Here is a 12,045-nt window from a genome sequence, read left to right on the forward strand (position 1 = left end):
AGTAAATAGTAACGTTTACGAACAACAAATAGAATACATCTTTCTTTTATGAAAATAAATAAAGAGTTGAGATAATCTTTTACGAATTTGGTTAAAGTAATATCTCAACTCATAATCAGTTATGTCTAGTTTGACAATATTTTATTCTTCATTTCTGGATCAAATTGATTTGTACGTAATGCCTCTATTTCGTATAGATAAGGTGGCTTTTTATTTTTCTTATCTTCTCCTACATATGGTGTCTCTAAAATTTTAGGTACATCTTTAAATTGTTCATGATGTACAACATAACTCAGTGCATCGAAACCAATATGACCAAATCCTATATTTTCATGTCTATCTTTATGCGCACCTAATGGGTTCTTACTATCATTTACATGTACAACTTTAATACGGTCTACACCAATGATTTTATCAAATGTATTAAGGACTCCATCGAAATCTTCTACAACATTGTATCCAGCATCGTGGATATGGCAAGTATCTAAACAAATTGATAATCTTTCATTATGATGAACACCATCAATAATTTGAGCAAGCTCCTCAAATGTACGCCCTACTTCTGATCCTTTACCGGCCATTGTTTCAAGTGCTATACGAACATTATTATCATTAGTCAGAACTTCATTTAATCCTTCAATAATTCGCGTAATACCCTTTTCAGAGCCGGCACCTACATGAGCTCCTGGATGTAATACAATATCTTTAGCACCAATAGCTTCTGTACGTTCAATTTCATTTTGTAAGAAATTAACTCCCAGTTCGAAAACTTCTGGTTTTTTAGTGTTTGCTATATTTATAATATAAGGCGCATGTACTACTATATTACTTAGCCCATATTGTTCCATTGCCTCATGACCAGCAGTTATATTAAGCTCTTCAATAGGTTTACGTCTTGTATTTTGAGGTGCGCCAGTGTAAATCATAAATGTTGAAGCACCATAATTTTTGGCTTCAATCGCTGAAGCTTCAAGCATCTTTTTTCCACTCATTGAAACATGTGATCCAATTAACATAAACTTCATCCTTTATTTTTTGAATTTTTTCGTTTTAATCGTCGACTATGTTGTCTTTTTTCCTGTTTTTTTAAATTTTCAAGTTCTTTTTTGAATTTCTTCTTATAACCTGGTTTGACTTTCTTCTTATTATTTCTTTTAATTTTATGTCTAACTTTTTGTGTAATATGATCATCTTGTTTTCGACGTAATCGTCTTGTGTTATGAGCTTTAATAGGTTTAAGCTCCCCATTTTTGATATCAACATTATTAAAGTGATATCCCTTTTGCTCGATCAGATGAATTAAGTCCTCTTCATCAGGCGTATATAGTGTAATCGCAATTCCTTTATAGTTCCCTCTTCCAGTACGTCCTACTCTATGTGTGAAAAAATCAATATCTTTTGGTACGTCATAATTAATGACATGACTCACACCTTCGATATCAATTCCACGAGATGCTAAGTCACTTGCTATTACAAATTGAAATTCTAAATTGCGAATACGCTTCATTTGTTGCTTTCTTTCTCTAGGTGATAAACCTCCGTGTATCATACCGAAGTGAATCCCGTTATCTTGAAGATGCTCCGCTAATTCGTTAGCGCTATCTCGACTATTGCAAAATATGATAGCTAAATAGGGATTTAATATATCGATAAGTTGTATTGTTTTGTCCACTTTATCTGTTCCTTTAGTTGGAATAAGATAAAACTCAATACTACTTTTGTTCATTGATGTATTATTAATAGAAATAAACTCAGGTTGCTCTAAATATTTATTTAAAAATGGATGTAATGATTTTGGAATTGTAGCACTGAATACGGCAATGTTTGCATTATCATCCAGTTTCGAAGCGATATAATCTACATCTTCAATTAAACCTAAATCAATCATTAAATCTGCTTCATCAATAACTAAATAATGAGCTAAATGAACATGTAAAGCACCTTTCTTAGCCAGATCATTAATCCTTGTTGGTGTTCCAATTACAAGTTGTGGTTGTTGAGTTGTTTTTTGCTGATCTTTATCAAAATCTGTACCGCCAATGAATAAACTCACTTTAACATCATTTTTAAATTGATTAAGATGTAATGCTGCTTGATGTAATTGTGTTGCTAGTTCTCTAGTCGGTGCAACAATAATGGCTTGGGGCTCTTTTATGTCAGGATTTAACTGTTGAAAAATTGGTAGTAAAAAAGCATGTGATTTACCTGTACCTGTTTGAGATTGACCAATGATATTCATCTGTTTCATAATTTTAGGAATAACTCGTTGTTGAATTTCTGTAGGTTTTTTGAAATTTAACGAATCAATAGCTTTAATAATTTCTTGATCAAATCGAAATTGATCGAATGGATGATTTGTCATTCTGCATCCTCCTTTAAGTTCATCCCTATATTATAAATGAAATGTTGAAGGAATAAAACTAGTAAAAAGAATTGATAGATTAATAGCTATAAATTATTAACCGAATTACTTTTAATTTAAAACATCGGGTTTACTTGATATAATATTAGATTGAAGGAGGTTCGTGAAAAATATGGAAATCATTAAAATTACACCGAGAGGTTATTGTTATGGCGTAGTTGATGCAATGGTTATTGCACGTAACGCATCTTTAGACCCTAATTTACCTAGACCAATTTATATTTTAGGTATGATAGTACACAACAAACATGTTACGGATGCTTTTGAATCCGACGGCATAATTACATTAGATGGGCCTAATCGACTGGAAATCCTTGAAAAAATCGATAAAGGTACGGTTATCTTTACAGCGCATGGAGTATCACCTGAAGTGAAAAAGCGTGCTAAAGAAAAAGGATTAACATGTATTGATGCAACATGTCCAGATGTAGAGAATACTCACGAACTCATAAGAGATAAAAAATCTAAAGGTTATCACATTATATACATCGGAAAAAAAGGTCATCCGGAACCCGAGGGTGCAGTTGGGGTAGCCCCAGACGTTGTACATCTTGTTGAAACAAAAAAAGACGTCGAAGCTTTACCAGAGTCTTTATCTCAATATCCATTAATCGTTACGAACCAAACAACAATGTCACAGTGGGATGTAATGCATTTAATGGAAGACTTACAGGAAAAATACCCTCATATCGAACAACATAAGGAAATCTGCCAAGCAACCCAAGTAAGACAAGAAGCCGTTGCAGATCAAGCTGGTGCTGCGGATTTATTAATAGTTGTAGGTGATCCAAAGAGTAATAACTCTAATCGATTAGCACAAGTTTCTAAAGATATTGCCCATACGCAATCGTATCGAATTGCAGACTTATCTCAATTAGATTTAAACTGGCTTGATGGTGTGGAGACCGTTGCTGTTACTGCTGGTGCATCTACACCTACACCGATAGTAAAGGAAGTTATTAATTTCTTTAAGAATTATGACCCAATGAATCCAGAAACACATCACACTGAATCGAATGTACCGGTTGAAAAAATACTTCCTAAAATTAAAAAAGCTAAGCCTGTTAAAATTATGGAATAAACGAAATTAAAGCTGCCTAGATAGCTTATAGGCAGCTTTAATTCTAATATAGAGCTTTAATGAGCATTTAAAAACTACTTACAAATAATTGAACGGATCAGTATTTACTTTCGAAGCTTGTATATATTCAATTCCAGTCCATTCCTCTAATAATGGAACAAGGCCTTCTTTAATTACATATTCACTGTAATGACTGATGTCTAATAAGTTCATATGATTGATTCTAGCATCAAGTGCTTCGTGATGTTTTATATCACCGGTAATAAATAAATCAGCACCTAAACTTTGTGCCTTATATTCAAACCCAATGCCAGAACCACCAATGATGGCTACTTTTTTAATATCCGCAGTTAAGTCCCCAGTGAACTTTACAATTTGTAAATTTAAAGCTATTTTTACTTTTTCGATGAATGTTTTAATGTTTTCCTTTTCGTCTAATTCTCCAATTACACCTAGACTACTATCAGAGTATCTTTCAATAGGTAAAAAGTCATAAACAGGAACTTCATAAGGATGGTGCGTATGAATTAAATGAATTACTTTATCATACTGAGAATGATGAACCATAAATTCTAGTTTCGTTTCTTTCACACTTTCAATTTGATTCAATTTTCCAATAGTTGGCTGCGCATTACCCATTGGCTTAAATTGACCAATTCCTTCGCTATTAAAAAAGCAGTACTCATAATCTTTTTCACGTGCAATACCCTCTTGATGAAGTGCATCTTTAAAGAGCTTTGCATTATCATTTGGAATGAAAACTTGGACTTTATAAAACTTTTCTTTAGCCGGATTTAATGGAGATATATGATTTAAACCTATTTTTTGAGCAAGCATATAATTCGTCCCTCTTGGGTGCACATCTAAATTTGTATGTAATGCTATTAGGTTGATATTATTTTGAATCAGTTGGTAAAGAATACTACCATACGCTTCGTCATTTAAAATAGATTTAATTCCTTTAAAGATTAAAGGGTGGTGTGCTATTATTGTATTACACTTCTGGCTGATTGCTTCTTGAACCACTGTATCAGTACAATCTAAAGTAGTGAGTATCCCAGTGATTTCAGTATTTTTATCTCCAATTAATAAACCAACATTATCCCAAGATTCTGCAGTATTGAAAGGTACTTCTCGATTAAGTATTTCAAGTAATTTTTCTATCTTCATTTTAATGTAACACCTCTTTAATCTCTTTTTGTAATAATTTAATCTCTTGATATCGCTTTTTGTGTTGGTTAGGATCTAAGTTTTTGATGATATCTTCTAAAGCTTCATATTCACGGTTCCATTTTTCATAAAATAATTGATTACGTTGTTTTAAAAGTAAAGGACCAAATCGAAATTGCTGATTTGAAAGGTTCATTTCTCCTTGCTCTGCAACTATAACTTCATAAATGTGTTGTCGATCTTTTATTAGTGTTTCTTCAATTATAGAGTAATTATGTTGTTCTAAGAAGCGTCTTATAGGTTCTGATTGAATATTTGATTGCAATACTAACCTAGGAGTGCTATTTAAATAAGAAAAACCTTCGTTTAAAATTTTAGTGATTAGAGGGCCTCCCATACCACATATTGTTACAGTATCTATCTCATCATCTTGATTTAAAATGGTTAAACCACTACCTAAACGGACATCTATATTATCAGTATACCCATATAACTGAACATTTTTTATAGCTGCGTTGTAGGGACCTTTAATAATTTCACCTGCAATTGCACTTTGAATCATTTTATGTTCTAAACAATATATAGGCAAATAAGCATGATCAGAACCTATATCTGCTAATGTCTTGCCTTTTATATATTCACTCACTTTTTTTAGTCTTTTATTAATAGGAATCATTGCACGTCTCCTTAAATTTTACTATAAAAAAGTGGAACGGAAATCTAATAAATTAAAAGATTTCTAGTTCCACTTCCGCCCTATCATTTTAAAATTGGATATTGAGCTCCAATTCTTAGCTAATTGTTAATGCATAAAAATGATATAACTTTCCGATAAAATTATTAAATTAAACAACTATTAATCCATAAAATCTTTAAGGCGTTTACTACGGCTAGGATGTCTCAGCTTACGAAGGGCTTTGGCTTCAATTTGACGAATTCGTTCACGTGTTACGCCGAATACTTTACCTACTTCTTCAAGCGTACGTGTGCGACCATCATCTAATCCAAAGCGTAAACGAAGTACATTCTCTTCACGATCTGTTAACGTATCTAAGACATCTTCAAGTTGTTCTTTTAATAGTTCATATGCAGCATGGTCTGATGGACTTTGTGCCTCTTGATCTTCAATGAAATCTCCTAAGTGGCTATCATCTTCTTCACCAATAGGTGTTTCTAAAGACACAGGTTCCTGTGCAATCTTTAAAATCTCACGTACTTTTTCAGGCGGTAAATCCATTTCTTCACCAATTTCTTCTGGTGCTGGATCACGACCTAAGTCTTGTAAAAGTTGTCTTTGAACTCGTATTAATTTATTGATAGTTTCAACCATATGAACTGGAATACGGATTGTACGTGCTTGGTCTGCAATTGCACGTGTAATTGCTTGTCGTATCCACCAAGTCGCGTATGTTGAAAACTTGAATCCTTTACTAAAGTCAAATTTTTCAACTGCTTTAATAAGACCCATATTACCTTCTTGGATTAAATCTAAAAATAACATACCTCGACCTACATATCGTTTTGCGATACTAACGACTAGACGTAAGTTAGCTTCTGCTAAGCGCGCCTTAGCAACTTCGTCTCCTTGTTCAATACGTTTTGCTAGTTCTATTTCTTCTTGTGCACTTAATAAATCAACACGTCCAATTTCTTTTAAGTACATTCTAACTGGATCGTTAATCTTTACACCTGGTGGGGCACTTAAATCATTAGGATTAAGTTTATCATCTGTATCAGAACTATCTTTTTCATTGACTAGTTGTATATCATTATCATTTATCATATCAAAGAATTCATCCATTTGATCTGAATCCATATCAAAGTTCTGTAACTTGTCTGCTACTTCCTCATGACTAAGGTGACCTTCCTTTTTACCTTTTTCAATAAGTTGTTTTTTAACATCTTCCAATGTAAGTGTCGGATCAATGGTTTCTTTTTTAATTACTTTTACCTGGTTATCTGACATAAAAAGGCCTCCTGAAATTAATCTTGACGCTTTATTTTTTCTCGTTTCTTATTTACTATCATTTCTAAATAATGTTTTTGGGATTCTAAATCTCCATTTCTTGTTGCTTCATTTAGTTTATGATGAAGCATGTCGATACTGTCTGTATAGCGATTTTCAGTTATTATATTAATATAATCATTGATTTCATGTTCAAAAGGTTCAGTATTTAATGGATAATCAACTATAAATAATAAAATTTCCTTTAATTCATCACGATCGATATAAGACATAAACTCGCTAACAACAAATGTTTCATGTTCAGAATAAAAGTCCCATAAAATATTAAATATACTTTTAAAATTGGAATTTGTAAAGTCTGTAGAGTGTATATCTTGATGATAATTGTAAAAAATATCTTTATCGTTCATAAAATGCTTAAGTAACGCACATTCAGCTTTTTCATAACGGTTTGAGATATTAATAGGACTTCTAGGCTGAACAACATATTGATTATAGTTGTTTGGTTTCGGACTAATCCTATCTACTTCCATATTTAGACTGTCTGCGCTAACTTTAAACACTTCAGAAGCATCTTGTATAACTTTACGTTTTATAATTGTGGACTTAATTAAACTAGCATCTGATAAAAAAGCTTTATAATTTTTTTCAAATTCTAAGTCATTGTTTTGTATGTCTTGTTTATGAATACCTAGTTTATAAGTTACAAATGATTTTTTTTCACGATTTATGAATGTTTTAAACTGCTCGGCACCGTATTTTTCAATATATTCATCGGGATCCATTTTTGTAGGCATCTGTACAACAAAAACATCAAATTGATACTTTAATAAAGATTGCCCAACATTAAGAGTAGCTTCCATTCCAGCATAGTCTCCATCAAATATAAGCGTGATATTACTGCACATTTTTTGTAAAAAAGTGATATGTGTATCTGATAAAGAGGTTCCCATACTTGCAACAACATTTTGAATACCAGCGTGTGAAACCTTTATTACATCCATAAATCCCTCTAATAAAATCACTTCATCTTGTTGACGTATAGATTTTCTGGCAGTATTCAAATTATATAGTAATTTACGCTTTTGAAAAATTGGAGTCTCAGGACTATTTAAATACTTAGGTTCTTCGTTGATATAAGTTCTCCCCGAAAAGCCTACAATACGTCCTTGTGCATTTGAAAGTGGAAATATAATTCTGTTGCGAAAACGATCATAATAATTAAAATCTTTTTCACTTCTGGATAAAATACCAGCTTCATACCCAAGATGCATATCATACCCTTTTTTTTCGATAAAATCAGTTGCAAAGTGTGACGAGTTTGGTGCATAACCAATTTTACGATCATTAATCATCTGATCTGTAAATCCTCGTTCATAAAGATAATTTAAGGCATCTTCACCTTCAACGGTTTTCTTTAGCATATAATGATAATACTCAACTAAAGATTCATGCATCTGAATCATATTTAAATCGTCTGTTGCAATATGACGATCAAACGATTGTTCGTCTGTTTCAATTGTGATGTTTACACGTTCCCCTAGCTTTTTAACTGCATCAACAAATGAAACATTTTCAATTTCTTGTATAAATTGAAATACATTACCACCTTTTTTGCATCCAAAACAATGACAAATTTGCTTGTCTTCAGATACTGTGAAGGAAGGTGTTTTTTCATCATGAAATGGACATAAACCAATAAAATTGCGTCCTCTTTTTTCTAATTTAACATACTCACCAACAACATCTAATATATCTGTTTTTGATTTGACTTCATTGATAACCTCTTGTGAAATCTTCAACGCTATCACCATAGTTTCATACATGATTTAGTGTTTTTTCAACAGTTTATTAATTATACACGTTTTTATTCTGAAATGGAATTATTATGCTCTATAATCTGTATTATATTATTTGCTGTTTCTTCGATTGCTTTATCAGTTACATCAAGGACAGGGCAACCGATTCGTTCAACGATTTCATTAAAATATTGAAGTTCTTCTTCTATACGCTTATCATTTGCATATCTCGCAGAGTGTGACAAACCTAGTTGTTCTAATCTAGCTTTTCGAATAGCGTTTAATTTCTCCTTACTAATCTTTAAAGCAATACATTTTTTAGGATCAATTTCAAATAATTTTTCAGGAGGTGTGACTTCTGGAACAATTGGTACATTCATTACCTTATATCGTTTGTGGGCTAAGTATTGTGATATGGGTGTTTTTGAAGTTCTTGAAATACCTATTAAAATGATATCGGCTTTAGGTAAACCTTTTGGATCTTTACCATCATCATACTTAACAGCAAACTCCATAGCTTCAATTTTTTTAAAATAATCTTCATCTAGTTTATGCACAATCCCAGGTTCATTTAGAGGATTTAGACCTAAACTTTCTTTCAATGAATTAAGCATAGGCCCCATAATATCTACTGATAATAAATTATATTCACGTATACGTTCTTCCATATAATTTTTTATTTGGGGTTTAACCAATGTATATACAATAATACTTTTATTTTCACGAGCTAAAGCGATTACCTCATCTATATTTTGTTCTGTTTCAATATAAGGATAGCGCATAATATTTGTAGCATCATCATTGATCTTAAACTGTGAAATTCCAGCTTTTGCAACAAGTTCTGCTGTTTCACCTACTGAGTCCGAAGCTATAATTATTTTGATATTCGACATAAATGAACCTCCTATTCATCAAATAAGGAAACGAGTAATTTAGTAATTGTAGTTTTTGAAATTCGTCCTGTTACTTCATATTTACCATTTGATTTCTCTTTTACAATGGGAATTGAATCAATTTCTTTCGTTATCATTTGCTTAGCGGCATATAAAACAAGGTCATTTTGTTCTAATAATACGATATTAGGCATTCTAGTCATGATAACATTTACAGGTAAAGTATGAATGTCTTGACCAGCCATAGATGCGCGTAATAAATCTTTTCTTGAGCAAACACCTACTAAATCATTTTGATCATTCACAATAAATAAAGTCCCTACATCTTCAATAAAAATAGAACAAATAGCTTCATAAACTGTAATATCATGTTTTAAAATAATTGGATGTGATTGATAATCTTTTACAACATACTGTTTAAGCTTGTCTGAAAGCAATTGAGTTGTAGACTTACCTGAGTAAAAATACCCTACTCGTGGTCTTGCTTCTAAATAACCTGCCATAGTTAAAATAGCTAAATCTGGACGTAAGGTCGCTCGTGTTAAATCTAAATGTTTTGCGATTTTCTCACCTGTAATTGGACCTTTATTTTTGACAATTTCTACTATGCGTTCTTGTCGTTGATTGAGTTCGATAATATTCTCTGCACATTTAAAACCCTGACGGCTATGCTAATTAAACAGCAGAATTGCCTCCTTTTCTAGATATTAGCATTATATTTAATAAAAAATTAATTTCTATCCACTATATCTATAATTTAACTCGCATTCAATCTAAATACTCTATCATTATAACTTGTATGACATTACGATACAATTATGATTTTACTTGCCTTTCATGTTGTTATATCCTAAAATTAAATTTAAAGCGAGTTAAGGATAGTGAAAGCTTAACACCTATATTGGCGTAGTACTTTAATTGTTAATATAAGTGAGTGGATACACTAATTTGGGTGGAACCGCGGATTATTATAATTCGTCCCAAGGCAAAGTTATTATATCTTTGGCTTGGGACTTTTTTATATTTAAGGAGTGAAAAAAATGGAAAAAAATATGGATACAATTGTTCAATTAGCAAAGCATCGTGGTTTTGTATTTCCTGGTAGTGAAATTTATGGAGGTTTAGCAAATACTTGGGATTACGGTCCATTAGGTGTGGAACTTAAAAATAATATTAAAAAAGCATGGTGGAAAAAATTTATTTCTAAATCGCCATATAATGTTGGCTTAGACGCTGCTATTCTTATGAATCCAAAAACTTGGGAAGCTTCAGGTCACTTGAGCAATTTTAATGATCCTATGATTGATAACAAGGATAGTAAAATTCGATATCGTGCAGATAAACTTATTGAAGAATACATGCTTAAAGAAAAAGGTGACGAAAATTTTGTTGCTGATGGTTTAAGTTTTGATGAAATGAAACAGATTATTGAAGATGAAGGCATCACTTGTCCTGTTAGTGGAACTTCAAACTGGACAGATATTCGTCAATTCAACTTAATGTTCAAAACATTCCAAGGTGTAACTGAAGACTCTACAAATGAAATCTTTTTAAGACCGGAAACGGCTCAAGGTATTTTTGTAAACTATAAAAATGTTCAACGTTCGATGCGTAAAAAATTACCATTCGGTATTGGACAAATTGGTAAATCTTTCCGAAACGAGATTACACCAGGTAACTTTATTTTCCGTACTCGTGAGTTTGAACAAATGGAATTAGAATTCTTCTGTAAACCAGGTACTGAGATAGAATGGCAGTCTTATTGGAAAGATTATGCTGCAAATTGGTTACGTGATTTAGGTATCAATGATGAAAACATGCGTTTACGTGATCATGATGAAGATGAATTATCACATTACTCAAATGCTACTACTGATATAGAATATCGTTTCCCATTTGGTTGGGGTGAACTATGGGGTATCGCCAGTCGTACAGATTATGACTTAAAGCAACATAGTGAACATTCTGGTGAAGATTTTAAATATCACGATCCTGAAACAAATGAAAAATACTTACCATATTGTATCGAACCATCTTTAGGTGCAGATCGTGTAACACTCGCATTCTTATGTGATGCCTACGAAGAGGAAGAAGTTGAAAATAGTAAAGATGCACGTACAGTATTACGTTTTCACCCTGCTCTAGCACCATATAAAGCTGCGGTGTTACCTCTAAGTAAAAAATTATCTGAAGAAGCTATGAAAGTATTTGAAGCATTAAGTGATGATTTTGTGGTTGACTTTGATGAATCACAATCAATTGGTAAACGTTACCGTCGTCAAGATGAAATTGGAACGCCTTATTGTATCACTTTCGATTTTGATTCATTAGAAGACAATCAAGTAACAGTACGAGATCGTGATTCAATGGAACAAATTCGCATGCCTATTAATGAATTAAACGCATTTTTATCAGAAAAAGTTAAGTTTTAATAAGTCGAAAATATTGATTTAATATAAAAGCGCAACTCTATGTTATCTTGGCTCTATACTTTTAACGGTTGGTGAAATATTCACTAGCCGTTATTTTTTAGTTTTTAATATAAAAACGGCACAAATATCTCTATAATTGTAAGTACCAACAAACGAATTAAGGAGAGATATTTATGCCTATAAATTATGATATAACAGAATGCTTTGGAATTGAAGGAGAAAATTTAAAAATAACAGGTTATTTAGGGTTAAAGGACATTAAAGGGATAACATCTTTAGTTT

Annotated in this window: 10 protein-coding genes; 2 read left to right on the top strand and 8 right to left on the bottom strand. The window is 32.0% G+C overall.

Translation table 11 applies throughout. The features are described from left to right. Window positions 1–125: 125 nt before the first annotated feature. Complete coding sequence (locus HHH54_RS08645) at window positions 126–1,016, bottom strand: deoxyribonuclease IV (protein ID WP_198618439.1); 891 nt, start codon at window positions 1,014–1,016, stop codon at window positions 126–128. 5 nt (window positions 1,017–1,021) lie between these two features. Beyond that, window positions 1,022–2,362 (bottom strand): DEAD/DEAH box helicase, encoded by a 1,341-nt coding sequence (locus HHH54_RS08650; protein WP_198618440.1) that lies wholly within the window; start codon window positions 2,360–2,362, stop codon window positions 1,022–1,024. 172 nt (window positions 2,363–2,534) lie between these two features. Here HHH54_RS08650 and HHH54_RS08655 point away from each other — a divergent pair, with 172 nt between their 5' ends. Further along, window positions 2,535–3,503, top strand: coding sequence for a 4-hydroxy-3-methylbut-2-enyl diphosphate reductase (locus tag HHH54_RS08655; RefSeq protein ID WP_198618441.1), 969 nt, complete (start codon window positions 2,535–2,537; stop codon window positions 3,501–3,503). A 78-nt stretch (window positions 3,504–3,581) separates the two neighbouring features. Here the strand turns inward: HHH54_RS08655 and HHH54_RS08660 are convergent, their stop codons facing one another. From HHH54_RS08660 to ccpN, 6 genes are all read right to left on the bottom strand, one after another. After that, window positions 3,582–4,673, bottom strand: a complete 1,092-nt coding sequence (locus tag HHH54_RS08660; protein WP_198618442.1) for a Nif3-like dinuclear metal center hexameric protein — start codon at window positions 4,671–4,673, stop codon at window positions 3,582–3,584. A 1-nt stretch (window position 4,674) separates the two neighbouring features. Next, window positions 4,675–5,349 carry a tRNA (adenine(22)-N(1))-methyltransferase gene (locus HHH54_RS08665; RefSeq protein ID WP_198618443.1) on the bottom strand — a complete coding sequence of 225 codons (675 nt, stop codon included), beginning with the start codon at window positions 5,347–5,349 and terminating at the stop codon, window positions 4,675–4,677. A 180-nt stretch (window positions 5,350–5,529) separates the two neighbouring features. Beyond that, the gene (rpoD, locus tag HHH54_RS08670) at window positions 5,530–6,639 is read right to left on the bottom strand and encodes an RNA polymerase sigma factor RpoD (RefSeq protein WP_019165210.1); all 1,110 of its coding nucleotides are present in this window, start codon (window positions 6,637–6,639) and stop codon (window positions 5,530–5,532) included. A 17-nt stretch (window positions 6,640–6,656) separates the two neighbouring features. After that, window positions 6,657–8,441 (bottom strand): DNA primase, encoded by a 1,785-nt coding sequence (dnaG, locus tag HHH54_RS08675; RefSeq protein ID WP_198618444.1) that lies wholly within the window; start codon window positions 8,439–8,441, stop codon window positions 6,657–6,659. A 65-nt stretch (window positions 8,442–8,506) separates the two neighbouring features. Beyond that, window positions 8,507–9,331: a pyruvate, water dikinase regulatory protein gene (locus HHH54_RS08680; protein WP_198618445.1), complete on the bottom strand. Its 825-nt coding sequence runs from the start codon at window positions 9,329–9,331 to the stop codon at window positions 8,507–8,509. 11 nt (window positions 9,332–9,342) lie between these two features. Further along, the gene (gene ccpN / locus HHH54_RS08685; protein ID WP_198618449.1) at window positions 9,343–9,966 is read right to left on the bottom strand and encodes a transcriptional regulator CcpN; all 624 of its coding nucleotides are present in this window, start codon (window positions 9,964–9,966) and stop codon (window positions 9,343–9,345) included. A 405-nt stretch (window positions 9,967–10,371) separates the two neighbouring features. Between ccpN and HHH54_RS08690 the strand changes: the two genes are divergently transcribed. Then, on the top strand, window positions 10,372–11,763 hold the full coding sequence (locus HHH54_RS08690; RefSeq protein WP_198618446.1) for a glycine--tRNA ligase: 1,392 nt from the start codon (window positions 10,372–10,374) through the stop codon (window positions 11,761–11,763). Window positions 11,764–12,045 lie beyond the last annotated feature (282 nt).

The organism is Staphylococcus canis (genome assembly GCF_016238445.1).
In the GTDB taxonomy this organism is placed as follows: Bacteria; Bacillota; Bacilli; order Staphylococcales; family Staphylococcaceae; genus Staphylococcus; species Staphylococcus canis.